The sequence below is a fragment of the Pseudomonas sp. CP4 genome (genome assembly GCF_047758505.1).
Taxonomy (GTDB): Bacteria; Pseudomonadota; Gammaproteobacteria; order Pseudomonadales; family Pseudomonadaceae; genus Aquipseudomonas; species Aquipseudomonas fluorescens_AO.
In genome coordinates this window covers 1,568,961-1,593,068 of record NZ_CP180489.1, presented here as the reverse complement: position 1 = coordinate 1,593,068, position 24,108 = coordinate 1,568,961, and the positions used below count along the sequence as shown (strand labels likewise).

The 24,108-nt window shown below is 59.7% G+C and carries 22 protein-coding genes; all 22 read left to right on the top strand.

Annotated features, from left to right (window positions below):
• Positions 1-14: 14 nt before the first annotated feature.
• The 22 genes from ACMYUN_RS07070 to fliG all read left to right on the top strand — a co-directional run bounded on the left by ACMYUN_RS07070 (position 15) and on the right by fliG (position 24,106).
• Positions 15-752: a cephalosporin hydroxylase family protein gene (locus ACMYUN_RS07070; RefSeq protein WP_415763333.1), complete on the top strand. Its 738-nt coding sequence runs from the start codon at positions 15-17 to the stop codon at positions 750-752.
• Positions 753-806: 54 nt separating this feature from the next.
• On the top strand, positions 807-3,722 hold the full coding sequence (locus tag ACMYUN_RS07065; protein WP_415763332.1) for a glycosyltransferase family 2 protein: 2,916 nt from the start codon (positions 807-809) through the stop codon (positions 3,720-3,722).
• Between the two features lie 23 nt (positions 3,723-3,745).
• Complete coding sequence (gene pseB, locus ACMYUN_RS07060; protein WP_110645058.1) at positions 3,746-4,747, top strand: UDP-N-acetylglucosamine 4,6-dehydratase (inverting); 1,002 nt, start codon at positions 3,746-3,748, stop codon at positions 4,745-4,747.
• The gene (pseC, locus tag ACMYUN_RS07055) at positions 4,744-5,904 is read left to right on the top strand and encodes a UDP-4-amino-4,6-dideoxy-N-acetyl-beta-L-altrosamine transaminase (RefSeq protein WP_415763331.1); all 1,161 of its coding nucleotides are present in this window, start codon (positions 4,744-4,746) and stop codon (positions 5,902-5,904) included. The genes pseB and pseC overlap by 4 nt, the downstream gene beginning before the upstream one ends.
• Before the next feature lie 27 nt (positions 5,905-5,931).
• Positions 5,932-6,552 carry a pseudaminic acid biosynthesis-associated methylase gene (locus ACMYUN_RS07050; RefSeq protein ID WP_415763330.1) on the top strand — a complete coding sequence of 207 codons (621 nt, stop codon included), beginning with the start codon at positions 5,932-5,934 and terminating at the stop codon, positions 6,550-6,552.
• The gene (gene pseF / locus ACMYUN_RS07045; RefSeq protein WP_415763329.1) at positions 6,549-7,244 is read left to right on the top strand and encodes a pseudaminic acid cytidylyltransferase; all 696 of its coding nucleotides are present in this window, start codon (positions 6,549-6,551) and stop codon (positions 7,242-7,244) included. Before ACMYUN_RS07050 ends, pseF begins: the two co-directional genes overlap by 4 nt.
• Positions 7,241-8,746, top strand: coding sequence for a UDP-2,4-diacetamido-2,4,6-trideoxy-beta-L-altropyranose hydrolase (gene pseG, locus ACMYUN_RS07040; protein ID WP_415763328.1), 1,506 nt, complete (start codon positions 7,241-7,243; stop codon positions 8,744-8,746). The genes pseF and pseG overlap by 4 nt, the downstream gene beginning before the upstream one ends.
• Positions 8,739-9,791: a pseudaminic acid synthase gene (gene pseI / locus ACMYUN_RS07035; protein ID WP_415763327.1), complete on the top strand. Its 1,053-nt coding sequence runs from the start codon at positions 8,739-8,741 to the stop codon at positions 9,789-9,791. The genes pseG and pseI overlap by 8 nt, the downstream gene beginning before the upstream one ends.
• A 227-nt stretch (positions 9,792-10,018) precedes the next feature.
• Positions 10,019-10,945 carry a ketoacyl-ACP synthase III gene (locus ACMYUN_RS07030; protein ID WP_039761155.1) on the top strand — a complete coding sequence of 309 codons (927 nt, stop codon included), beginning with the start codon at positions 10,019-10,021 and terminating at the stop codon, positions 10,943-10,945.
• Positions 10,946-11,032: 87 nt separating this feature from the next.
• Positions 11,033-12,322, top strand: a complete 1,290-nt coding sequence (locus ACMYUN_RS07025; protein WP_415763326.1) for a motility associated factor glycosyltransferase family protein — start codon at positions 11,033-11,035, stop codon at positions 12,320-12,322.
• Positions 12,319-12,585 carry a hypothetical protein gene (locus tag ACMYUN_RS07020; RefSeq protein ID WP_415763325.1) on the top strand — a complete coding sequence of 89 codons (267 nt, stop codon included), beginning with the start codon at positions 12,319-12,321 and terminating at the stop codon, positions 12,583-12,585. Before ACMYUN_RS07025 ends, ACMYUN_RS07020 begins: the two co-directional genes overlap by 4 nt.
• A 242-nt stretch (positions 12,586-12,827) precedes the next feature.
• Entirely contained in the window at positions 12,828-13,679 is an 852-nt protein-coding gene (locus ACMYUN_RS07015; protein ID WP_073472782.1) for a flagellin domain-containing protein, read from the top strand.
• A gap of 73 nt (positions 13,680-13,752) precedes the next feature.
• The gene (locus ACMYUN_RS07010) at positions 13,753-14,109 is read left to right on the top strand and encodes a flagellar protein FlaG (RefSeq protein ID WP_039761159.1); all 357 of its coding nucleotides are present in this window, start codon (positions 13,753-13,755) and stop codon (positions 14,107-14,109) included.
• Positions 14,110-14,191: 82 nt separating this feature from the next.
• Complete coding sequence (fliD, locus tag ACMYUN_RS07005) at positions 14,192-15,640, top strand: flagellar filament capping protein FliD (RefSeq protein ID WP_039761160.1); 1,449 nt, start codon at positions 14,192-14,194, stop codon at positions 15,638-15,640.
• Between the two features lie 129 nt (positions 15,641-15,769).
• On the top strand, positions 15,770-16,168 hold the full coding sequence (gene fliS / locus ACMYUN_RS07000; protein ID WP_041479013.1) for a flagellar export chaperone FliS: 399 nt from the start codon (positions 15,770-15,772) through the stop codon (positions 16,166-16,168).
• Between the two features lie 11 nt (positions 16,169-16,179).
• Positions 16,180-16,476, top strand: coding sequence for a hypothetical protein (locus tag ACMYUN_RS06995; protein WP_016771085.1), 297 nt, complete (start codon positions 16,180-16,182; stop codon positions 16,474-16,476).
• A 172-nt stretch (positions 16,477-16,648) separates the two neighbouring features.
• On the top strand, positions 16,649-18,124 hold the full coding sequence (locus ACMYUN_RS06990; RefSeq protein ID WP_039761163.1) for a sigma-54 dependent transcriptional regulator: 1,476 nt from the start codon (positions 16,649-16,651) through the stop codon (positions 18,122-18,124).
• 110 nt (positions 18,125-18,234) lie between these two features.
• Positions 18,235-19,446 (top strand): sensor histidine kinase, encoded by a 1,212-nt coding sequence (locus tag ACMYUN_RS06985; protein WP_415763324.1) that lies wholly within the window; start codon positions 18,235-18,237, stop codon positions 19,444-19,446.
• Between the two features lie 5 nt (positions 19,447-19,451).
• A complete protein-coding gene (locus ACMYUN_RS06980) occupies positions 19,452-20,834 on the top strand; it encodes a sigma-54-dependent transcriptional regulator (protein WP_415763323.1) in 1,383 nt (460 codons plus the stop codon).
• A 128-nt stretch (positions 20,835-20,962) separates the two neighbouring features.
• The gene (gene fliE / locus ACMYUN_RS06975) at positions 20,963-21,292 is read left to right on the top strand and encodes a flagellar hook-basal body complex protein FliE (RefSeq protein WP_415763322.1); all 330 of its coding nucleotides are present in this window, start codon (positions 20,963-20,965) and stop codon (positions 21,290-21,292) included.
• 14 nt (positions 21,293-21,306) lie between these two features.
• Positions 21,307-23,094, top strand: coding sequence for a flagellar basal-body MS-ring/collar protein FliF (gene fliF, locus ACMYUN_RS06970; protein WP_310407236.1), 1,788 nt, complete (start codon positions 21,307-21,309; stop codon positions 23,092-23,094).
• Positions 23,087-24,106, top strand: coding sequence for a flagellar motor switch protein FliG (gene fliG, locus ACMYUN_RS06965; protein ID WP_039761172.1), 1,020 nt, complete (start codon positions 23,087-23,089; stop codon positions 24,104-24,106). Before fliF ends, fliG begins: the two co-directional genes overlap by 8 nt.
• The last annotated feature ends 2 nt before the right edge of the window (positions 24,107-24,108 follow it).

The window sequence follows — 24,108 nt, the reverse complement described above, 5'->3', positions numbered from 1 at the left end:
TTGAGATTATTAAGATGACCGAAAACAACATCCATAAAGCCTTCGAAGCCGAATGCCAACAAGAGATCGCGCGCCAGGGTGATGATCAGAAAGTGGTAGCACTGGCCCGGGATTTCTTCAACGAATCGGCCCGCCATAAATACAGCTACCACTTCTCCTGGATGGGCCGTCCGATCATCCAGTTGCCGCAAGACATGATGGCGATGCAGGAGATCATCTGGCAGGTCAAACCGAACCTGGTCATCGAATGCGGCATCGCTCACGGCGGTTCGATCATCTATTACGCCTCGCTGTTGGAGCTGCAGGGCCACGGCGAAGTGCTGGGCATCGACCTCGACATTCGCCCGCACAACCGTGAGGCCATCGAAAGCCACCCGATGGCCAAGCGCATCCAGATGATCGAAGGTTCGAGTATCGACGAGGCGACCGCGCAGAAAGTCCGTGCAATTGCCGAGGGCAAGAAAGTGATTCTGGTCCTCGATTCCAACCATACCCACGACCACGTACTCGAGGAGCTGCGCTTGTACGCGCCGCTGGTTTCGGTGGGCAGCTACTGCGTGGTGATGGACACCGTGGTTGAAGACATGCCGGCGGACTTTTTTCCGGATCGCCCGTGGGGTCATGGCGATAACCCGAAAACCGCCGTGTGGAAATACCTGGAAGAGAACAAGGATTTCGAGATCGATCGGCAGATGCAGAACAAACTGCTGATCACCGTGGCGCCGGACGGTTATCTGCGCCGCGTTCGTTAATTCGCAACATTACCCAGCGTTGTTTCGGCGAGTCGCCGGTTGTGGAGAGAAGTTATGCAAGGCAAGTACAGTTCTGAACTGACGCTACCGCTCAACGAGTTGTTGACGGTGGTGCTGATTACTCACAATCGGCCGGCGTTCCTGCGCCGTGCGGTGAAGTATTACAGCAGCTTGCCCTGCCGAATCATGGTGCTGGATTCCACGCCGGAACGTCCGGAAGGCGATTTTTCCGCCGTCGATTATCATCATGTACCGCAATTCGCCTACTGGGGGATGCAGGCCAAACTGGCCTATGGCGTCGAGCAACTGAGCACGCCATACATGGTGCTGGCGGCGGATGACGATTTCATCGTGTTCGATTCGCTCTGCGAGTCTGTCGGCTTTCTTCAGGCCAATCGTGACTATGGCATGTGCCACGGCTATTGCCTGATGTACCTGGCGAAGGCCGATGGCGTGAACTACTACCGCCGCGACAAGAAGGTTCAGGAAGACTATTCGTCCGAGCGGGCGCAGGATCGCGTCATTGACTACATGAGTCAGTACATCCCGCCGTTTTATGCGGTGACCCGTAGTGACCTGATGAAAACCTGGCACTCGTCATTGCCGCCGGGGACCAATTTCCAATGGCAGGAAATCGGGCATGTGTATTTCCTGCTGGCGAGCGCCAAGGCACGGATCCTGCCGATTCCCTATGTGGTACGCGAGATCAACTACGGCGTTTCCGAACACAATACCGACGTGTATCACTCGCTGACCTATGTTGATGGCAAGTCGGTCGCTGAACGAGAGGCGTTTGCCGAATTCCTCGTCTCGCTGCCGACCGGTATCCAGAACCTCGATGCCGGGCAGGCCAAGGCATTTGTTCTGGAGAGCTTTGCGGCGATGGCCGAGAGTCTGGCGGTCCGCCGGGCGCTGACTGCCGAGTTGATTTTCGAGTCGACCTGGAATCAGCAATTGCGGCGGCCTGATCGGCGTTTCGGCCCACTGCAGTACGTTGAGATGCCGTTCTACAACCAGGCGTTTTTCGACCTTCTGGAACAGTTTGAATTCATGATGCACACCCTGCCGGCGGGTCGCCTTCAGTTGGAGGGGCTGGAAGGCAGATGGACGCGTCAGGCGCATCTGCTCCAGGCGCGCAATAACGATACGCCGGAGAGCGTGGTCGACCGGTTGTGGCAGGCGCATGATCTGAATGCGTTCAACCAGGTGGTTGCCAAGCGTCTGGCTGCGCAGCTGCAAGTGCTCGGTGACGAGACGGCGGCGCAAGCCATGCATGAATGGGTCGCCCGCCTCGAGGCGCTGACGGTCGACGATCATCTGGTCACGTTCGACAAGATGCAATCGGGACGTTTGTTGCACTGGCTGGCTGCACGTGCGCCTGCCATCGAGCAGCTCGAGTCGATCAGCCAACACGTGGCTGCCGAAGGTGGTGGTCAGCAGTTCGGTATCTTCCTGCTTGATCTGGACAACGACATCGACAAGTTGCAGGTGTCGCTCGACAGCCTGGTCGAGGGGCACTGCAAAGCGTTCAGGATTGTCGTGTTCACCACTGGTGAAGCGCCGGCAGCGACCACTGCGCAGAACACCCTGCACTTTGTCCGTGTCACGCCCGGCAATCTCGTCGACAAACTCAACCAGAGCGCTCAGCAGTCGCCAAGCGACTGGTTGATGTTGGCTCAGGCCGGTGATGAGTTCACCGCTAGCGGCCTGCTGCGCGCCAGCCTTGAACTGATGGGTGCCGAGAGTGTGCGTGCGGTCGCCACCGATGAAATCCAGCGCAAGGAAAACGGCGCACTGGTCGACGTATTCCGCCCCGGTTTCAACCTGGATCTGCTGCAAAGCGTGCCGTCGCTGATGGCGCGGCATTGGTTGATCCGTCGCCAGGTGCTGCTTGACGCTGGCGGTTATCAGGCCGACTTCAGCAAGGCGCTGGAATTCGATCTGTTGCTGCGCATCATCGAACAGGGCGGACTTGACGGTCTCGCGCATCTCGACGAGCCGCTGCTGATCACCGAGCAGGCGCCTCTGGAAGAAAACGCCCACGAGCGTCAGGCGTTGCTGCGTCACTTGGGCAATCGCGGCTACAAGGCCAAAGTCACTTCGGCGGCGCCGGGCACCTGGCAGATCGATTATCGCCACACTGAGCAGCCACTGGTTTCGATCATTGTGCCGGTCATCGATGATTTGCCAGCGCTGCGCCGCTGCCTTGAAGGCGTGCTGCTCAAAACCCGATACAGCCGCTACGAAGTGCTGTTGGCAGCCAACGGCAAGCAGTCGGCAGCGGTCAACGACTGGCTGGGAACGCTGCGCCACGCCAAGGTCAACGTGTTGCGTGCCGACCAGCCGCTGAGCGAAGTCGCGTTGTACAACGCCGCCAGCGAACAGGCGCAGGGTGAATACCTGGTACTGCTGGCCGCGGACAGCGAAGTGGTCAATCCGAACTGGATCGATTCGCTGCTCAACCATGCCCAGCGTCCTGAAGTCGGCATCGTCGGCGCCAAACTCGTCGATCGCGATGGCAAAGTCGCCAATGCCGGTCTGATTCTTGGTCTGAACGAAGGCGTGGGTTCGCCTTTCATCGGCGAGCAACACAAGGCCGAGGGCTACATGCAGCGGCTGGTTGTCGAGCAGAATTATTCGGCCGTCTCCAGGGTTTGCCTGATGGTTGGCAAAGAGCTGTTCAATGCCCTTGGCGGCCTCGACGAAGCGACCTTCGCTGACGGCTATGCCGATGTCGATCTGTGCCTGAAGGCCGGTCAGGCCGGTTACCTCACCGTGTGGACGCCACTGGTGCAGGTGCTGCACACCGGCGAGCTGCCACAGGCGCCAGCGGCATTGGCGGCATTGCGTGAAAAATGGCCCGACGCCTTTGCCCAGGATCCGGCGTACAACGCCAACCTGGCCTTGAGCGGCAAAGGTTTCACTCTGGGCGAAAACGCCTCGATCAATTGGGCGCAGTTGCTCGCCTGAGCAGGCCGGACAGGAACCACAACATGTTCAACGGACAATCGATCTTCATCTCTGGCGGCACCGGCTCGTTCGGTCGCAACTTCATTCGCCGCTTGCTGGAGCAATACCAGCCCAAGCGCGTGGTGGTGTTCTCCCGCGACGAGCTCAAGCAATACGAAATGCAGCAGACGTTCAATGCACCGTGCATGCGTTATTTCATCGGTGACGTGCGTGACGCCGAGCGCTTGCGCCAAGCGATGCGCGGCATCGATTATGTCGTCCATGCTGCTGCGTTGAAGCAGGTGCCGGCGGCGGAATACAACCCGACCGAATGCATCCGCACCAACGTCAATGGCGCGGAGAACATCATCGCCGCCGCCATCGACAACGGTGTGAAAAAAGTCGTGGCGCTGTCCACCGACAAGGCGGCCAGCCCGATCAATCTGTACGGCGCGACCAAGCTGCTTTCGGACAAACTATTCGTCGCCGCCAACAACATTGCTGGCGAGCAGCAGACCCGTTTCGCCGTGGTGCGCTACGGCAACGTCGCTGGCTCGCGCGGCTCGGTGGTGCCGTTCTTCAGCAAGCTGATCGCTGACGGCGCGCAAGAATTGCCGATCACCGACGAGCGCATGACCCGATTCTGGATCACCCTTGATCATGGCGTGCAGTTCGTCCTCGATAGCTTCGCTCGCATGCACGGCGGCGAAGTGTTCGTGCCGAAGATCCCGTCGATCCGCATCGTCGATCTGGCGCGCGGCATGGCCGAGCATCTGCCGCACAAGAACGTCGGCATTCGTCCCGGCGAGAAGCTGCACGAACTGATGGTGCCGCTGGACGATGCGCGGATGACTCTTGAGTTTGACGACCACTACACGATTCAGCCGTCGATTCGCTTTACCAGCGTCGACGTCGATTTCGCCGTTGATAAACTCGGTGAACGTGGCCGTGCCGTGGACGAGGATTTCGAGTATCGCTCGGACACCAACCCGCATTTCCTTTCAGTGGGGCAGATCGCCGATCTGCACGCGAAGCTGTCGGTATGATCCCTTACGGTCGGCAGAGCCTTGATCAGGCGGACATCGACGCGGTGGTCGAAGTTTTGCAGTCGGACTGGCTGACCCAGGGGCCGACCATTGAACGCTTCGAGCAGGCCATGGCTGAGCGCTGCCAAGCGGATTTCGGCGTGGCGGTGTGCAATGCCACGGCGGCGCTGCACATTGCTTGTCTGGCCGCTGACCTGGGGCCGGGCGATCGCTTGTGGACCTCGCCGAACACCTTTCTCGCCTCAGCCAATTGCGGACGCTATTGCGGCGCAGAGGTTGATTTTGTCGATATCGATCCGCTGACCTGGAACCTCGACGCCTTTGCCCTTGAAGCGAAGCTCGAACAGGCCGAACGTGACGGCACGCTGCCCAAAGTCCTCGTCGCCGTCGCGTTCTCCGGGCAGAGCTGCGATATGCGGCGTATCGCCGAACTGGCGGAGCGCTACCACTTCACCGTGATCGAAGACGCCTCGCACGCCGTGGGCGCCAGCTACGCCGGGCGTCCGGTCGGTTGTGGCGAATTTGCGGCAATGACGGTGTTCAGTTTTCACCCGGTGAAGATCATCACCAGCGCCGAGGGCGGCATGATCCTGACCAATCGCCCGGCGCTGGCCGAACGTCTGCGACGCCTGCGCAGCCACGGCATGACCCGCGATCCCGAGCACATGACCGAGCCGAGCCACGGGGCGTGGTATTACCAGCAAGTCGAGCTGGGCTTCAATTACCGGATCACCGATCTTCAAGCGGCGCTGGGACTGTCACAGCTGGGCAAACTGGATGAGTTTGTCGCCCGGCGCCGTGAACTGGCGGCGCGCTATGATCGCTTGCTGGCGTATTTGCCGGTGACGTTGCCGAGCCCGCAGGAAGAGGCGGAGTCGGCCTGGCACTTGTATGTGATTCGCTTGCAGACCGAGCGCATCAGCCTCAGTCATCGTCAGGTCTTCGAAGGTTTGCGCGCCGCCGGTATTGGCGTGAATCTGCACTACATTCCCGTGCATTTGCAGCCTTACTATCGGGATCTGGGGTTTGCCGAGGGTGATTTTCCCGAGGCCGAGCGCTATTACGCCGAGGCGATCAGCTTGCCGCTGTTCCCCTTGCTGACTGATGAGCAGCAGGATCATGTAGTCGAGCAACTGCGCCGACTGACCGAACGATGACCGCTGCGGCGGTAGACGAGACTGTGTATGCGCGATCTGAGCGAGCAGGAAAGATTCTGGCAGGGTGAGTTCGGCAACCATTACGTTGAGCGCAATGTCGGCCAGGCGCTGGTGGCGGGCAATCTAGGGTTTTTCGCCAAAGCGCTGAGCCGCGCGGGTCGCGTCGACAGTCTGCTGGAGCTGGGTACCAACGCCGGCAACAATTTGCAGGCATTGCGTCAGTTATTGCCGCGTTGCGAACTGTTCGGTGTCGAGATCAACGAAAGCGCGTGCGCGCAGGCGCAGGCGCTGGACATCGCGCAAATCTGGCACGGCTCGTTGTTCGATTTTCCTGTCGAGCGCCGCTACGATCTGACATTGAGCAAAGGCGTGCTGATCCATCTGGCTCCCGAGCTGTTGCCGCGCGCCTATGCGCAGATGTACGAGCTGAGCCAGCGCTACATCCTGATCGCCGAGTACTACAATCCGGCGCCGGTGGAAATCGCCTACCGCGGTAACAGCGGCAAGCTGTTCAAGCGCGATTTCGCCGGGGAAATGCTCGATCGCTATGCCGATCTGCAGCTGGTCGATTATGGTTTCGTCTATCACCGCGATCCGCAGTTTCCGGCGGACGACATCACTTGGTTCCTGTTGGAAAAACGCCCTTGAGCAACGTCGCAATCATCCCTGCCCGAGGCGGCAGCAAGCGTATCCCGCGCAAGAATCTCTTGCCGTTCGATGGCGTGCCGATGATTGTCCGCTCGATCCGCACAGCGCTGGATTCAGGCTTGTTCGAGCAGGTCGTGGTCAGCACCGACGATGTCGAGATTGCCGACATCGCGAGGGCGTACGGTGCGCAGGTACCGTTCATGCGTCCGGCCGATCTGGCCGATGATTTCACCGGTACGGCGGCGGTCATCGTGCACGCGCTGGAGCAGTTGGCGTCGTTTGAATTCGCTTGCTGCATTTACGCCACTGCACCGCTGTTGCAGGCACGCTATCTGCGTCAGGGTTTCGAGTTGCTGGAGCAGCATCCGCATCGATCATTCGCGTTCTCGGTCTGCGATTTCGCGTTTCCGGTACAGCGGGCACTGACAGTCGACGGGGACGGCGCCTTGACGGCGTTGTATCCCGAGTTTCGCAATACTCGTTCGCAGGACTTGCCCGAGGCGTTTCAGGACGCCGGGCAGTTTTATTGGGGGCGCAGCGAGGCGTGGTTGCGCGGTGATGTGCTGTATTCGCCAGCCAGCCTGCCGGTGATCCTGCCGCGTCATCTGGTCCAGGACATCGACACCCCCGAGGACTGGCAACGCGCCGAATACCTGTACGCCGCGCTCAAGGCCGGCGGAGAGCTGCAATGAGGGTGCTGATTCGTGCCGACGCTTCGCCGACCATTGGCAGCGGCCATATCGCCCGCTGTCTGACATTGGCGCGGGTGTTGCGCGGGCAGGGCAGTCATGTCGCATTTGCCTGTCGGCGTTTGCCGGGGCATCGACTCGACGCCCTGAATGCCGAGGGCTTCGAGACCTTCGCGCTGCCCGAGCGCTATCGTGATGAAGACCCGCTGCAGGCCATCGAATCGATGTTGCCGTGGCAGTTCGACATTGATGCACTGGACCAGCTGCTGGACGGGCAGGCACCGTTCGACTGGATCATCGTCGACCATTATGGCCTCGATCATCACTGGCAAACCGCTGCCCGGCGCTGGGCGCATCGAATCGCCGCCGTGGATGATCTGGCCACGCGGCGCTACAGCGTCGATCTGCTGCTCAATCAGAACCTGTCCGGTCTTAGCGAAAACTACGCGCCGCTGCTGCCGCCAGGCTGTCGCACCTTGCTCGGCCCGCGCTACGCCATGTTGCGCGATGAATTCAACTGCGAAGCGATCGAGATCAAGCCGAAGGCGCGGCGCGTGCTGGTGAATTTCGGCGGTTTCGACGCGGCGAGGCAGACTCATCACGCGATGTTGGCGTTGGCGGATTTCACTGAGTTGCAGGTGGACTTCGTCGCTGGCGCCGACAACCCGGCGTGGACGCAGATGCAAGCGTTGGCCGAGATGCGACCGAACTGGCGCCTGCACAGTTTCGTCAGCGATTTCCATCAGCGCATGACTGAAGCCGACCTGTTCATCGGCGCTGGCGGCGGCACGAGTTGGGAGCGCGCTGCGCTGGGTTTGCCGACCCTCTGCATCGCCGTGGCGAACAATCAGCAGGCCAACGGCGAAGTCATGGCCGCTGCCGGTGCGCATGTGTTCATGGGGGCTCGCGAGCAGGTCAGCGTCGAGCAGTTGCGTGATGCGGTCGGATTCGTCGTGAACAATCATTTTCTACGCCGCAGCCTCGCCGAGCGCTCGCGGCAACTGGTCGATGGCCGCGGTGCTGAGCGTGTGGCGGCGGCGCTGGCCGGTGCGGTGCTGAAACTGCGCCCGGCGACGCTGGACGATGCGCAGTTGCTATTCGATGGGCGTAATGCCGAAGCGGTACGGCGCTGGTCGCTGGAAACCGGCGTGATCGATTGGGCGCAGCATCTGAACTGGTTGACGGCCAGTTTGCGCAACCCTCAGCGGCTGCTGTTGATTGCCGAGGCGGACGACGGCCCGGTCGGGGTGCTGCGCTACGACTTGCGCGGGTTCCAAGCCGAAGTGTCGATCTATCTGCTGGAGGGGCGTTTCGGCCTCGGTTGGGGCAGGGCAGTGCTCAGTCGTGGCGAAGCATTTGTCGCTGCGCACTGGCCGCAATTGACGCGCATTACTGCCCGGGTCATGCCCGCCAATCAGTCCTCATTGAAAGTCTTCCGCGACGCCGGGTTCACTCAAGAGACCTGCGCGTTCAGCCGTGTTTTGAAGGATCACCCGCATGTCTAGTTTCAAGATTGGCCACCACACCATCGGTGCCGATGCGCCGCCGTTCATCATTGCCGAAATGAGCGGCAACCATAACCAGTCCCTCGACGTCGCCCTGCAAATCGTTGAGGCGGCAGCCAAGGCCGGGGCGCATGCCTTGAAGCTGCAAACCTACACTGCCGAGACCATGACCCTGGATTTGGCTGAAGGCGAATTCTTCATCAAGGATCCGGGCAGTCTGTGGGCCGGTACTTCACTCTACGATCTCTACGAAAAAGCCCATACGCCGTGGGAGTGGCACGCGCCGATTTTTGCTCGGGCCAAGGAGTTGGGGATGCTCGCGTTCTCGACGCCGTTCGATGACAGCGCGGTGGATTTTCTCGAAAGCCTTGAAATGCCGGCGTACAAGATTGCCAGTTTTGAAAACACCGATCTGCCGTTGATCCGTCGAGTGGCAGCGACCGGCAAACCGCTGATCATCTCCACCGGCATGGCCAGCATCGCCGAACTGGATGAAACCGTGCGTGCCGCACGCGAGGCCGGGTGCAAGGATCTGGTGTTGCTCAAGTGCACCAGCACCTATCCGGCCACGCCCCTCAACAGCAACGTGCGCACGATCCCGCATCTGCGCGAGCTGTTTGGTTGCGAGGTGGGGCTGTCGGATCATTCGATGGGTGTGGGCGTGTCGGTGGCAGCGGTGGCGCTGGGCGCGACCGTGGTGGAAAAGCACTTCACCCTCGACCGTTCGGCCGGCGGTGTTGACGCGAGTTTTTCTCTGGAACCGGCGGAGCTGGCCAGTCTGGTCGTCGAAACCGAGCGTGCCTGGCAGGCGATGGGACATGTTCAGTACGGCCCGACCGAGGCCGAGCGCAAGTCGCTGGTCTATCGCCGCTCGCTGTATGTCACTGCTGACATGGCCGCCGGTGAAGCCTTTACCGGGGATAATCTGCGCGCGATTCGCCCAGGTCTCGGTCTGCCGCCCAAGCACACCGAAGCCGTCCTCGGACGCCGTGCGCGCACCGCGATCAAGCGCGGTACGCCGCTGGATTGGTCGCTGGTCGAATAGGCCAATCTGCCATCGATTCGGCAAAATAGCGTGACCTGCGAGTCATAACGCGCATCTTCACTGTATTGTATTGACCGGGGAGATGGCGCCTGGCCCGTTTTGCGGTTCCAGTGATAGCCCTTTGCGCTTCCCGTGGCTGCCCGTCATGGCGGCCGTTTTCTGTTTGTCGGCGCCCCTCGAATCCTTGCGAGCGGTGGTTTTGGGCTGTTTTTTATTGGGAAGCCGTAATGATTGGCATAAAAAGCATTGCGAGCTACGTTCCTGTAGCCGGCGTGGACAATTACGCACAAGGTGCAAAATTCGAGAAGGATGAAGAATTCATCCTTGGCAAGATCGGTTCGGCGTTCCTGCCGCGCAAAGACGCTGAGCAGGAAACCTCCGACCTGTGCGTGGAAGCGGCCAATGCGCTGTTTGCCAGCAACCCTGAACTGAAGCGTGAATCGATCGATGCGCTGATTGTCGTCACCCAGAATGGTGACGAAGAAGGTCTGCCGCACACCGCTGCCATCGTTCAGGACAAACTCGGCCTGCCGACCAACGTCGCGGCGTTCGACATTTCCCTGGGCTGCTCCGGTTACGTCTACGGCATCTACGCGATCAAAGGCTTCATGGAAGCCGCCGGACTGAAGAACGGCCTGCTGATCACCGCTGACCCGTACTCCAAAATCGTTGACCCGGAAGACCGCAACACCACCATGCTGTTTGGCGATGCCGCCACGGCAACGTGGATGGGCGAACACCCGACCTGGGCACTGGGCAAGGCCAAGTTCGGCACCGACGGTTCCGGCGCACCGCACTTGAAAGTGAGCAACGGCGTGTTCTTCATGAACGGTCGTCAGGTGTTCAACTTCGCATTGCTGAAAGTGCCGGCACACTTGCACGAGTTGCTCGACGATTCCAATCTCAAGGCCGATGACATCGACGCATTCTGCATTCACCAGGGCAGTGCGGCGATCGTCGACGCCGTGGCGCGACGCTTCGAAGGCGAGCCGGAGAAGTTCATCAAGGACATGGTCGAAACCGGCAACACCGTGTCGTCTAGCATTCCATTGCTGTTGGAAAAACACGTGCTTGATTCCGACTGGCAACGCGTTGCGCTGAGCGGTTTTGGTGTCGGTCTGTCGTGGGGCTCGGCGATCATCTATCGTCCGTAAGCTGCTGCAAAAACCACTGATACAAAAATAGCGTTCAAGGTTAACCTTGAACGCTATTTTTTTGCCCGAGAAGGAGCGCGAGGCGCCATGAGCGAGTTTTTCCAAGCCAATGCCGAGGTGTTGCAACGGCGCTGGCCGGCGCTGTTCGAGCGATTGATGGCTGAGGACAGCGCGTCCGTACAGGCCGAACTCGTGCAAGGGCTGGGCTCGACGCTGAGCGTTGACGGCATTCAGTTGACCAGTCGCCATGATCGTCTGTACGAGGCGCAGGTTCAGGCGGCAAGCCTGCCGGAAAAACCGCAACTCCATGTCTATGGCACCGGCCTGGGCGACTTGCCCGGCGTGCTTCTTGAACGTGCGGGGCTCGAGCGCCTCTACGTGCACATTCTCAATGGCGCGCTGTTCGCACTGGTGCTGCAACTGCTCGATCAGCGCCAGTGGCTGCAGGATCCCCGTGTCGAACTGTTTTACGCGGGTGATCACCCGGACTTCTTCACGCCGTTCTTTGCCTTGCCCGCCGAGATGCTGCTGGCCGATGACTTCAACGCGAAGATCCGCGACCGGCTGATCAATGAAGTGCACCTGACGTTCAACAATCGTGATTTCGATCCGCAGTCGCCAGAAATCCAGCAACGCTTGCAGGAATGTCTGCCGGTGTTGCTTGGCGATGACGATGTCGCGCAGCTGTTCGGCAGTTGCGCTGGACGTGAAATCTACGTAATCGCCACCGGACCGACGCTGGAGCAGCATTTCGAACGTCTGGCGGCGATTCGTCAGCTTGCTGAGCGGCCGTTGTTCATCTGTGTTGATACCGCTTATCGACCGTTGCGCGAACATGGCATCGTGCCTGATCTGGTGGTTAGCATCGATCAGCGCATCGGCTTTCGGCATCTGCCCTTTGAGACGTCTGACGGCATTACGCTGGTGTACCTGCCGATGAGCGACCCGCAGGTATTGAAGGCATGGAAGGGCAAGCGCTATGGCGGCTATTCGGCCAGCCCGATCTATGCCGAGCTGAAAAAACAGTATCCACGCGGCGAGCTGCACGTCGGCGGCAGCGTGATTCATCCGGCGGTGGATCTCGCGGTAAAAATGGGCGCGAGCCGAATCACTCTGTTTGGCGCTGACTTCGCTTTCCCGATGAACAAGACCCACGCCGGTTGGGACGACGGTGATCTGGGCCCGCCGCTGGCCCAGGCGAGGCACTGGGTGCGCGATGGCCACGGTCAGCGCGTCAGTACTCAGCTGAATTTTCGCGGATATCTGTGTGTGCTTGAGCGTTATATCGCCGCGCATCCAAAGGTCGAATTTCTCAACAGCAGCCGCGCCGGTGCATTGATTGCCGGGACCGCTTTCAATCCGGAGTTCGTGCAATGAGTGCGCTGAGTCAATGTCAGGATCAGTGTCGTCAGTGTGCCGCGTTGTTTCGCCTTGGGCGTGACGTTGAGGCGGCACTGACGATGGTCGATGTATTCGAACAGGCCCAGCAATGTCTGGCGTCTGCCTCAGTGGGTATCCGGCAGGCGTGGGCACAGGTGCTCACGCAAATGCTCGACTGTCAGGAGCGCCAGAACTGGTTGGGCCTGGCTGACTATATGGAATACGAACTGGTCGAATTGCTGGAAAGTGCCAGGCGCTGAACCGCTGCGCAGCACTGGCCCGCGGCTTTGCGTTACAGGCGGTTTTATGACGTCATTTTTTCGCGCTGGATGTGCTGCTAAGTCTTTGTTTTCTCGGGGGTGGCGTGGTGATGGCAAAATTTTTTCAAAAAGCCCTCAAGCAACCTGCAATCCCGACGATAACTATTACGAAGGTTCTCTAGGCCATACCCGGCGGTTGCCAGGGCCGGAAGCCGCAGTACCCAACCAACGAGGAATTCGTCATGGCTTTAACAGTAAACACCAACACCACATCGTTGAACGTTCAGAAAAACCTGAACCGCGCTTCCGACGCTCTGTCCACTTCGATGCAGCGCCTGTCTTCCGGCCTGAAAATCAACAGCGCCAAAGACGACGCCGCTGGCCTGCAGATCTCCAACCGTATGTCTTCGCAGATCCGCGGTAACACCCAGGCCATCCAGAACGCCAACGACGGTATCTCCGTTGCCCAGACCGCTGAAGGCGCTCTGCAAGCTACTACCGACATCCTGCAGCGTATGCGTGAACTGGCTGTTAAAGCCCGTAACGGTACCAACGGCACTGCTGACCAGACCGCTACCAACGCTGAATTCGCTCAGATGTCCGACGAGATCACCCGTATCTCGGCTTCGACCAACCTGAACGGCAAAAACCTGCTGGACGGTTCGGCTGGCACTGTGACCCTGCAAGTGGGCGCAAACACCGGTTCGGCTAACCACATCGACCTGGTACTGAGCTCCAAGTTCGACGCCGTCAGCCTGTCGGTTGGCAGCGGCACTGTTGTACTGACTGGCGCCAGCCCTTCTGACGCTGCCGTCGCCATCGACAGCGCGATCACTGCAATCGACGCAGCTATCGCTAACATCGGTGCAACCCGCGCCAGCCTGGGTGCTTCGCAAAACCGTCTGACCAGCACCATCCAGAACCTGCAGAACATCACTGAAAACACTACCGCTGCTCAGGGTCGTGTACAGGACACCGACTTCGCCGCTGAAACTGCTAACCTGACCAAGCAGCAGACTCTGCAGCAAGCTTCGACCTCCGTACTGGCTCAAGCCAACCAACTGCCTTCCGCTGTACTGAAGCTGCTTCAGTAATTTCGGAATGAGTTTAAGCGGGGGAGTGCGCTTGTCGTGCTCTCTCGCTTTTTTACGTTAAGAGGTGATGGGCATGGACATGAGCGTAAAGCTTAACGTGTCTTATCCGGCTCCCAAGCCAGTGACACCGGTTGCTGACAAACCGTCAGAGCTGCCCAAAGTCCAAAAGACTGAAGCGCCGGTCGCTGCCAAGGATCAGGATGCGGACGGCGCCAAGTTGAAACTGGCGGTGCAAGAGATAGAAAAGTTCGTCCAGTCGATCAAGCGTAATCTGGAGTTCTCGATCGACGAGCATTCCGGCAAGGTCATCGTCAAGGTGATCGCGAGCGAGACGGGTGAAGTCGTTCGACAGATTCCTTCCGCCGAAGCCCTCAAACTGGCCGACAGCCTCGCCAATGCAAGTCATGTATTGTTCGACGCCAAAGTCTGATAAATGGCATGAATAGTGTTTGTTCGTTCTCAGGACGCGTGTAACGGTCAAAAGAATGGCAGCAATCTGAAGGGAGATGCACATGGCAAGTCCAATTCTACCGGGTTCCGGACTGGGTTCCGGCCTGGACATCGGCGCGATCGTGACCGCGCTGGTCAACGCCGACAAGTCTGCCAAGCAGACGCAGATCGATACTGCAACCAAAACCAACAGCCTGAAGATTTCCGGTGTCGGTTCGCTGAAAAGTGCACTGGCTGCGTATCAGAAAGCGATGGGCGATCTGAACAAAGCTTCGAGTCCGGCGTTTGCCGGTTTTACCGCAACGTCTGACACCCCATCGGTTGTCGGTGCTACCTCGGATAAAACCGCCGTACCGGGTACTTACAGCGTCGTCGTGAAAAACCTGGCCACCGGCTCGAAAGTTGCCAGTGCCGCCTTTGCCGGCGGGGCCGCCAGTGCCATTCCGAGTGGTACTCTGAAAATCAGTCAGAATGGCATTGATTACAATGTCGCGATTCCGGCCAATGCCACCTTGCAGTCCACGCGCGATGCGATCAACACCGCGCAGTCCAGCAATGGCATTTCCGCGAACATCGTGACTGACAGTACGGGCGCCTCGCGTCTGGTACTAAGCTCCAACAAGACGGGCGCCGGCATGGACCTGCAGGTCAGCGGTATCGCCGGCCTCGAAATCGATGGCACCCAGAAGATGGGTGACAGTCCTGCGGCAGGGGCATCCGGTGCGGTCGGTGATGTGGCCAAGGACGCTAGCCTGACCATTGACGGTCTGGCCGTTACCAGCAAGACCAACACTGTGACCGGTGCGATCAGCGGCATGACGCTTAACCTGACTGCTGCCAGTCCGTTGGTCAATGGCGTCGCAACGCCAGCGACCGTTTCGGTTGCGACCAATACCGCCGGCATCCAGACATCGCTGCAATCGTTCATCGATTCCTATAACACCCTGAAGAAAACCATCGACACCTTGTCCAAGGCAACGCCGGATGCCGATGGCAATCTGACCGTTTCGGCGGCGTTCACCGGTGACGCTCTGCCGCGTTCGTTGATGGCGGACGTGCGGGCTCAGTTGACAGATCCAGGGGCGGGCGGAGCGGGGCAATTGTCCGTGCTCTCGCAGATGGGTGTCTTGACTGACAGTAAAACCGGTTTGCTGACGCTCGATACCGCAGTATTCAACAAGCGTATGGAAATCCCTGGCATGGCTGGCCAGGTTCAACAGCTGTTCAGCGGCACCGATTCCAAGAATGGTCTGTTGGCGCGTATGACTGCGGCGGTTGATCCGTACGTCAAGACTGGTGGGTTGCTCGATCAGCGCAGTTCCAACCTGACTAATCTGACATCGAGCCTGCAAAAGCAGCAGGCGGCGCTGGATCTGCGCGTGGCCAACCTGACGACGACATTGACCGCCAAGTACAATGCCATGGACTTGCTGGTAGGGCAGATGAAGGCAACGGCGAGTAACATCACGTCGTTCTTCAGCTCGCTGAACGCTCAGCAGTCCGCGAAGTAACAGTCAGTAACGACAAAAACCCGGCTACGCTTTATCGGCGTGCGCCGGGTTTTTGTCTTTTGATCTAAAGTTTTCGGACCGGTTGGCGATACACTGGTTATACGAGTCAACGTGGCAATGAGGTAGAACATGAACCCGATGTTAGCCCTTCGGCAGTACCAGAAAGTCGGCGCCCATGCGCAGACGTCCGAAGCGAGCCCGCACCGTTTGGTGCAAATGTTGATGGAAGGTGGCCTGGCCCGGATTGCGCAGGCCAAAGGCGCCATCGAACGCAAGGACATTCCCGGCAAGTGCACGGCGATCAGCAAGGCCATCGGCATCGTCAGTGGCCTGCGTGAAGGCCTCGATCTTGAGAACAACGCCGAGGCGCTGGCCGATCTGGATGGCCTGTACATCTACATGATGAAGCGTCTTGCCGAGGCGAACATCAGCAGCGACCCACGTGTGCTCGACGAAGTCGCCGGCCTGCTGACAACGGTCAAAGAAGGTTGGGACGCCATCGCGCCCGTGCCGGCTCCGCAGTTCTGAAGGAGATCACCATGAGTCTTGTATTGCAGCGAATAGCCGATACCCGTGAAGCGTTGGTCGGAGCATTGGCCGAACGAAACTGGGAAGCCATTGGTGAGTTGGACCTGGCTTGCCGTTCCTGCATGGAAGACGTCATGGCGGAAGCTTCGCTGGACGAAGTGGCACTGCGCGACAACCTTGAGGAGCTGCTATTCGTCTACAAAGAGCTTCTCGAGGTAGCAATGGGCGAGCGGCAGGCGATAGCCAACGAGATGTCGCAGATCACCCAAGCGCAAAAGGCTGCAAAGGTTTACCATCTGTTTGGTTGATTAACCGTCAGTTAAACCAGAGATGTGCGCCATAAATTTGACTGTGCACGGTTTTTTGACTTAACTAGTGGCTATTATCAGGTTTAGGGCGTCTACAGGCACATGGTGTCCTGCAAGCGTCTCGCTTGCCTTATTTTTCGGGCATTGAGTTGACTAGGGAAGTTGCTATTGCATGTGGCGTGAAACCAAAATTCTGCTGATCGATGACGATAGCGTACGCCGCCGCGACCTGGCGGTGATTCTGAATTTTCTTGGCGAAGAAAATTTACCCTGCGGCAGCCATGACTGGCAGCAGGCAGTCGGCTCTTTGTCGTCTAGTCGTGAGGTCATTTGCGTACTGATCGGGACGGTCAATGCTCCTGGCGCGCTTTTGGGCTTGCTAAAGACACTCGGAACCTGGGATGAGTTCCTTCCGGTTTTGTTAATGGGCGATAATTCTTCCGTTGACCTCCCTGAAGACCAGCGTCGCCGCGTGCTGTCGACCTTGGAAATGCCGCCCAGCTACAGCAAATTGCTCGATTCGCTGCACCGCGCCCAGGTCTATCGCGAAATGTACGACCAGGCCCGTGAACGCGGCCGTCATCGCGAACCCAATCTTTTCCGCAGCCTCGTCGGCACCAGCCGTGCGATTCAGCACGTGCGGCAGATGATGCAGCAGGTCGCCGACACTGACGCCAGCGTGCTGATCCTCGGCGAGTCCGGCACCGGCAAGGAAGTGGTCGCGCGCAACCTTCACTATCACTCCAAACGTCGCGACGCGCCGTTCGTGCCAGTCAACTGCGGGGCGATCCCGGCAGAGCTGCTCGAAAGCGAACTGTTCGGCCACGAGAAGGGCGCCTTCACCGGCGCGATCACCAGCCGTGCCGGGCGCTTTGAACTGGCCAACGGCGGCACGCTGTTCCTCGACGAAATCGGCGATATGCCGCTGCCGATGCAGGTCAAGCTGCTGCGCGTATTGCAAGAGCGTACCTTCGAGCGCGTAGGCAGCAACAAGACCCAAAGCGTCGACGTGCGCATCATTGCCGCAACGCACAAGAATCTCGAAAGCATGATCGAGATCGGCTCGTTCCGCGAAGACCTCTATTATCGCCTGAACGTGTTCCCGATCGAGATGGCACCGCTGCGTGAGCGCGTCGAGGACATCCCGCTGCTGATGAACGAGCTGATCTCGCGCATGGAACACGAGAAGCGCGGTTCGATCCGTTTCAACTCGGCGGCGATCATGTCGCTGTGCCGTCACGGCTGGCCGGGCAACGTCCGCGAGCTGGCCAACCTCGTCGAGCGCATGGCGATCATGCATCCGTACGGCGTGATCGGCGTGGTCGAGTTGCCGAAGAAGTTCCGCTACGTCGACGACGAAGACGAGCAAATGGTCGACAGCCTGCGCAGCGATCTTGAAGAGCGTGTGGCGATCAACGGCCACACGCCTGACTTCAGCGCCAACGCGTTGCTGCCGCCGGAAGGCCTCGACCTCAAGGACTACCTCGGTGGCTTGGAGCAGGGCCTGATTCAGCAGGCGCTGGACGACGCCAATGGCATTGTGGCTCGTGCCGCTGAGCGTCTGCGTATTCGCCGCACGACCCTGGTCGAGAAGATGCGCAAGTACGGCATGAGCCGGGCTGGAGGAGACGAACAGGCGGATGATTGACGCCTGTTTTTCAAGCGCTTCATTTATAAGCGGTTTTTTTTAGGCACGGGTATTGCTATAGCCCTCGCAACGTTCCGTTTCACTGACGGTCAGCCAAGCGAGAGAGCCCAATGCCCCAAGCCGCCCAGATCTCTTCTGCCTCCAATATCGTGGGGCAACCCTCGTCCGTAGAGCAGGCAAGTCGTCAGGGACTTGAGCAGGCCTTCCAGCTGTTCAACCAGATGTCGAGTCAGCTGACTGACTCATACAGCCTGCTCGAAGCGCGGGTCACCGAACTCAAGGGTGAACTGGCCGTGGTCAGCGCCCAGCGCATGCAGGAACTGGCGGAAAAAGAGCGCCTGGCCAATCGCTTGCAAAACCTCCTCGACCTGTTGCCCGGCGGCGTCATCGTTATCGACGGCCACGGTCTGGTGCGCGAGGCCAACCCGGCCGCCATCGACTTGCTCGGCTCGCCACTCGAAGGCGAGCTATGGCGCCATGTGATTGCACGCTGCTTCGCTCCCCGTGAAGACGACGGTCATGAAATTTCCCTGAAAAATGGTCGACGCCTGTCGATTGCCACCCGCTCGCTGGACGCCGAGCCGGGGCAGTTGGTGCTGCTCAACGACTTGACTGAAACCCGTCATCTGCAAGATCAACTGGCACGGCACGAGCGCTTGTCTTCGCTGGGGCGCATGGTCGCGTCTCTGGCTCATCAGATTCGTACGCCGCTGTCCGCCGCGTTGCTCTACGCCAGTCATTTGACTGAGCAGCAATTGCCGGTGGAAACCCAGCAGCGCTTCGCCGGCCGCCTGAAGGAGCGTCTGCACGAACTCGAACATCAAGTGCGCGACATGCTGGTGTTCGCTCGCGGTGAATTGCCGCTGACCGACCGCCTCACCCCTGATGCCTTGATGCAGTCGCTGCAGGCTGCGGCGCTGACCCACGTGCAGGATCTGCCAATCCGCTGGCAGTGCGACAGCCATGCCGGTGAGCTGCTGTGCAACCGCGACACGCTGGTCGGCGCATTGCTGAATCTGATTGAAAACGCCATTCAGGCGAGCGCCGGCGAGGCGCGCCTGAAAGTGCATTGCTACACCAGAGGCAATACGCTGCGTCTGTGTGTCAGCGACAACGGCAGCGGTATTGAGCCGACAGTTTTGGCGCGCCTTGGCGAGCCTTTTTTTACTACCAAAGTCACCGGGACCGGCCTTGGCCTGACCGTGGTCAAAGCAGTGGCTCGCGCGCATCAGGGAGCATTGACCCTGCGCTCGCGAGTCGGGCGCGGCACCTGCGCGCAGGTTAGCCTGCCACTGTTTTCCGCTGCACAAGGAGTTGAATAAACGTCATGGGCATCAAGGTGTTGCTGGTCGAGGATGACCGTTCGTTGCGCGAGGCGCTGGCCGATACGCTGCTGCTCGCCGGCCACGACTATCACGCCGTCGGCAGCGCCGAAGAAGCACTGACGGCTGTCGCGCAGCAAGCTTTCAGCCTGGTGGTCAGCGACGTCAACATGCCAGGCATGGATGGCCACCAGTTGCTCGCCTTGTTGCGCGCGCGCCACCCGCAGTTGCCGGTGCTGCTGATGACTGCCCACGGTGCGGTCGAACGTGCGGTCGATGCCATGCGCCAAGGCGCGGCGGATTATCTGGTCAAGCCGTTCGAACCCAAAGCGCTGCTCGATCTGGTGGCGCGGCATGCGCTGGGCAGTATTGACGCTGGCGAAGCGGAAGGCCCCGTCGCCGTTGAACCGGCGAGTGCGCAGTTGCTTGAATTGGCGGCACGGGTCGCGCGCAGTGACTCGACTGTGTTGATCTCCGGCGAGTCCGGTACCGGTAAGGAAGTGCTGGCGCGCTACATTCACCAGCAATCGCGGCGGGCCAGTCAGCCCTTTATTGCGATCAACTGCGCGGCGATTCCCGACAACATGCTCGAAGCGACGCTGTTCGGTCATGAGAAAGGTTCGTTCACCGGTGCTATCGCCTCGCAGGCCGGCAAGTTCGAGCAGGCGGACGGCGGCAGCATTCTGCTCGACGAAATTTCCGAAATGCCGCTGGGCCTGCAAGCCAAGTTGTTACGTGTTCTGCAAGAGCGCGAAGTCGAGCGCGTGGGCGCCCGCAAGCCGATCAGTCTGGATATTCGCGTGGTCGCCACGACCAACCGCGATCTGGCCGGTGAAGTGGCGGCGGGGCGTTTTCGCGAAGACCTGTTTTACCGTTTGTCGGTTTTCCCCCTGGCGTGGCGTCCACTTCGCGAGCGCACTGCCGATATCCTGCCGCTGGCGGAAAAGTTGTTGGCCAAACACGTCAATAAAATGAAGCACGCCGCAGCGAAGCTATCGCCCGAAGCGCAAGCCTGCCTGACCGCATATCCGTGGCCGGGCAATGTGCGTGAACTTGACAACGCCATTCAGCGTGCATTGATTCTGCAGCAGGGCGGTTTGATTCAGCCGCAGGATTTTTGCCTGAGCGGTGCGGTGACATTTGCGCCGTCGCCGGTCGCGGCACCGGTGATCCGCGAGGTGGAAATCGAGGCGGATTCTTCCGGCGCCCTGGGCGATGACCTGCGCCGCCGGGAGTTTCAGATGATCATCGACACCCTGCGCGCCGAGCGTGGCCGGCGCAAGGAAGCTGCCGAAAAACTCGGCATCAGCCCGCGCACCCTGCGCTACAAACTGGCGCAAATGCGCGACGCCGGGATGGACGTCGAAGGCTATCTGTTCGCCACCTGATCGATGCTGCAAAACATTCCAGATGCTTTTCTCAGAAGGGTGCCCATGAGCTGGCACCCTTGTTGCTAATACCTGTGTACCCGCCGAGTGAGTGTCAAAAAATTGCGGGCCGCCCAAGAGAGTAGACCATGAGCCAAGGTATTGAATTTAATCGGTTGATGATGGACATGCAGGCCATGAAAGTGGATGCCATGTCTGCGCGTAAATCGACTGCCGCTGTCCCTGAAATCGCGGGCAGCAGCTTTTCCGACATGTTCGGTCAGGCGATCAATAAAGTCAGCGATACCCAACAGGCGTCGACTCAACTGGCCAATGCGTTCGAGATCGGCAAGAGCGGCGTCGACCTGACTGACGTCATGATTGCGTCGCAAAAAGCCAGCGTGTCGTTCCAGGCTCTGACCCAGGTGCGCAACAAACTGGTCCAGGCTTACCAAGACATCATGCAGATGCCGGTTTAAGGGCGAAATAAGTCATGGCAGAAGCAGTCGCTGATAACGTTCCGGCCAAGGCCACCCCGATCGACGGCAAACCGCCGCTGTTCGGCCTGTCCTTTCTGGAAAACCTTTCCCAGATGACCGTGCTGCGTCAGGTCGGCCTGTTGGTCGGTCTGGCTGCGAGCGTGGCGATTGGCTTTGCCGTGGTGCTGTGGTCGCAGCAGCCGGATTACCGTCCACTGTACGGCAGCCTTGCCGGCATGGACGCCAAACAGGTCATGGAAACTCTGGCCGCCGCTGACATTCCTTACAACGTAGAGCCCAATTCCGGCGCCTTGCTGGTCAAGGCCGACGACCTGTCCCGTGCACGGATGAAACTCGCTGCCGCTGGTGTCACTCCCAGCGACGGCAACATCGGTTTCGAAATCCTCGACAAGGAACAGGGTCTGGGCACCAGCCAGTTCATGGAAGCGACCCGTTATCGTCGCGGCCTCGAGGGCGAACTGGCGCGCACTATCTCCAGCCTGAACAACGTCAAGGGTGCGCGCGTGCACCTGGCGATTCCGAAGAGTTCGGTGTTCGTCCGTGACGAGCGCAAGCCGAGCGCCTCGGTATTGGTCGAGCTGTACAGCGGGCGTTCGCTGGAACCGGGTCAGGTGGTGGCGATCATCAACCTGGTGGCGACTTCCGTGCCTGAGTTGAGCAAATCGCAGATCACCGTCGTCGATCAGAAGGGCAACCTGCTCTCCGATCAGGCCGAAAATTCTGAAATGACCATGGCCGGCAAGCAGTTCGATTACAGCCGTCGCATGGAAAGCATGCTCACCCAGCGCGTGCACAACATTCTGCAACCGGTACTGGGCAACGATCGCTACAAGGCTGAAGTCTCCGCCGACATCGATTTCAGTGCCGTCGAATCGACCGCCGAGCAGTTCAACCCGGACCAACCGGCGTTGCGCAGCGAGCAGTCGGTCAACGAACAACGCACCGCGAGCAATGGCCCGCAAGGTGTGCCGGGTGCCCTGAGCAACCAGCCACCATCGCCGGCCTCGGCGCCGCAGACCACCGGCGGCACCGCCGCACCGGCCGGTATGATCCAGCCGGGCCAGCCACTGGTTGACGCCAACGGCCAGCAGATCATGGACCCGGCCACTGGCCAGCCGATGCTCGCACCGTACCCGGCAGACAAGCGTCAACAATCGACGAAGAACTTCGAACTCGACCGTTCGATCAGCCACACCAAACAGCAGCAGGGCCGTCTCAATCGCCTGTCGGTGTCGGTGGTGGTCGATGATCAGGTCAAGGTCAACCCAGCCAACGGCGAAACCAGCCGCGCGCCGTGGACTGCCGACGAATTGGCGCGCTTCACTCGTCTGGTGCAGGACGCCGTCGGTTTCGATGCCAGTCGTGGCGACAGCGTCAGCGTGATCAACATGCCGTTCTCCGCCGAACGCGGCGAAGTGATTGCCGATATTCCGTTCTACTCCCAGCCATGGTTCTGGGACATCGTCAAACAAGTGCTGGGTGTGCTGTTCATCCTCGTACTGGTGTTTGGTGTGCTGCGTCCGGTGCTCAACAACATCACCGGCGGTGGCAAAGGCAAGGAGCTGGCCGGTCTGGGCAGCGACGTGGAACTTGGTGGCATGGGCGGCCTGGACGGCGAACTGGCCAACGACCGCGTGAGCCTCGGTGGTCCGCAGAGCATTCTGTTGCCGAGCCCGAGCGAGGGTTATGACGCGCAGCTGAATGCAATCAAGAGTCTGGTAGCTGAAGACCCGGGTCGCGTGGCTCAGGTCGTAAAAGAGTGGATTAACGCAGATGAGTGATAACCGAGCCGCCGCCGTCAAACTGACCAAGGTCGACAAAGCCGCGATTCTGCTGCTGTCCCTGGGTTCGACCGATGCTGCGCAAGTGCTGCGCCACATGGGCCCCAAAGAGGTTCAGCGCGTCGGCGTGGCCATGGCGCAGATGGGCAACGTCCATCGCGAACAGGTCGAGCAGGTGATGAGTGAGTTCGTCGACATCGTCGGCGATCAGACCAGCCTCGGCGTCGGTTCCGACGACTACGTGCGCAAGATGCTCACCCAGGCCCTGGGCGAAGACAAGGCCAACGGCCTGATCGACCGCATTCTGCTGGGTGGTAACACCAGCGGCCTCGACAGCCTGAAATGGATGGAGCCGCGCGCCGTCGCCGACGTGATCCGCTACGAACACCCGCAGATCCAGGCAATCGTGGTCGCGTACCTCGACCCGGATCAGGCCGGTGAAGTGCTCGGCAACTTCGACCACAAAGTGCGTCTGGACATCATTCTGCGCGTCTCGTCGTTGAACACCGTGCAACCGGCCGCCTTGAAAGAACTCAACCAGATTCTCGAGAAACAGTTCTCCGGCAACTCGAACGCCTCGCGCACCACCCTGGGTGGCATCAAGCGTGCGGCCGACATCATGAACTTCCTCGACAGCTCGATCGAAGGCCAGCTCATGGACTCGATCCGCGAAGTCGACGAAGACCTGTCCGGTCAGATCGAAGACCTCATGTTCGTGTTCAACAACCTTGCCGACGTCGACGACCGTGGCATTCAAGCGCTGTTGCGCGAAGTCTCTTCCGATGTGCTGGTGCTGGCCCTCAAGGGTTCGGACGAAGGCGTCAAGGAAAAGATCTTCAAGAACATGTCCAAGCGTGCCGCCGAACTGTTGCGCGACGACCTCGAGGCCAAAGGCCCGGTGCGCGTCAGCGACGTCGAAACCGCGCAGAAGGAAATCCTCACCATTGCCCGTCGTATGGCCGAAGCCGGCGAGATCGTGCTGGGTGGCAAGGGCGGCGAGGAAATGATCTAAGC

Bases quoted from the DNA above. Each gene is read 5' to 3' on its own strand.
- pseC (WP_415763331.1), top strand. From the start codon at position 4,744: ATGATCCCTTACGGTCGGCAGAGCCTTGATCAGGCGGACATCGACGCG.
- ACMYUN_RS06980 (WP_415763323.1), top strand. From the start codon at position 19,452: ATGGGCATCAAGGTGTTGCTGGTCGAGGATGACCGTTCGTTGCGCGAG.
- fliS (WP_041479013.1), top strand. From the start codon at position 15,770: ATGAACCCGATGTTAGCCCTTCGGCAGTACCAGAAAGTCGGCGCCCAT.
- pseB (WP_110645058.1), top strand. From the start codon at position 3,746: ATGTTCAACGGACAATCGATCTTCATCTCTGGCGGCACCGGCTCGTTC.
- fliG (WP_039761172.1), top strand. From the start codon at position 23,087: ATGAGTGATAACCGAGCCGCCGCCGTCAAACTGACCAAGGTCGACAAA.
- ACMYUN_RS07030 (WP_039761155.1), top strand. From the start codon at position 10,019: ATGATTGGCATAAAAAGCATTGCGAGCTACGTTCCTGTAGCCGGCGTG.
- pseI (WP_415763327.1), top strand. From the start codon at position 8,739: ATGTCTAGTTTCAAGATTGGCCACCACACCATCGGTGCCGATGCGCCG.
- ACMYUN_RS07015 (WP_073472782.1), top strand. From the start codon at position 12,828: ATGGCTTTAACAGTAAACACCAACACCACATCGTTGAACGTTCAGAAA.
- fliE (WP_415763322.1), top strand. From the start codon at position 20,963: ATGAGCCAAGGTATTGAATTTAATCGGTTGATGATGGACATGCAGGCC.
- ACMYUN_RS06995 (WP_016771085.1), top strand. From the start codon at position 16,180: ATGAGTCTTGTATTGCAGCGAATAGCCGATACCCGTGAAGCGTTGGTC.
- ACMYUN_RS06985 (WP_415763324.1), top strand. From the start codon at position 18,235: ATGCCCCAAGCCGCCCAGATCTCTTCTGCCTCCAATATCGTGGGGCAA.
- ACMYUN_RS07010 (WP_039761159.1), top strand. From the start codon at position 13,753: ATGGACATGAGCGTAAAGCTTAACGTGTCTTATCCGGCTCCCAAGCCA.
- ACMYUN_RS07070 (WP_415763333.1), top strand. From the start codon at position 15: ATGACCGAAAACAACATCCATAAAGCCTTCGAAGCCGAATGCCAACAA.
- ACMYUN_RS06990 (WP_039761163.1), top strand. From the start codon at position 16,649: ATGTGGCGTGAAACCAAAATTCTGCTGATCGATGACGATAGCGTACGC.
- ACMYUN_RS07025 (WP_415763326.1), top strand. From the start codon at position 11,033: ATGAGCGAGTTTTTCCAAGCCAATGCCGAGGTGTTGCAACGGCGCTGG.
- fliD (WP_039761160.1), top strand. From the start codon at position 14,192: ATGGCAAGTCCAATTCTACCGGGTTCCGGACTGGGTTCCGGCCTGGAC.
- ACMYUN_RS07065 (WP_415763332.1), top strand. From the start codon at position 807: ATGCAAGGCAAGTACAGTTCTGAACTGACGCTACCGCTCAACGAGTTG.
- fliF (WP_310407236.1), top strand. From the start codon at position 21,307: ATGGCAGAAGCAGTCGCTGATAACGTTCCGGCCAAGGCCACCCCGATC.
- ACMYUN_RS07050 (WP_415763330.1), top strand. From the start codon at position 5,932: ATGCGCGATCTGAGCGAGCAGGAAAGATTCTGGCAGGGTGAGTTCGGC.
- ACMYUN_RS07020 (WP_415763325.1), top strand. From the start codon at position 12,319: ATGAGTGCGCTGAGTCAATGTCAGGATCAGTGTCGTCAGTGTGCCGCG.
- pseG (WP_415763328.1), top strand. From the start codon at position 7,241: ATGAGGGTGCTGATTCGTGCCGACGCTTCGCCGACCATTGGCAGCGGC.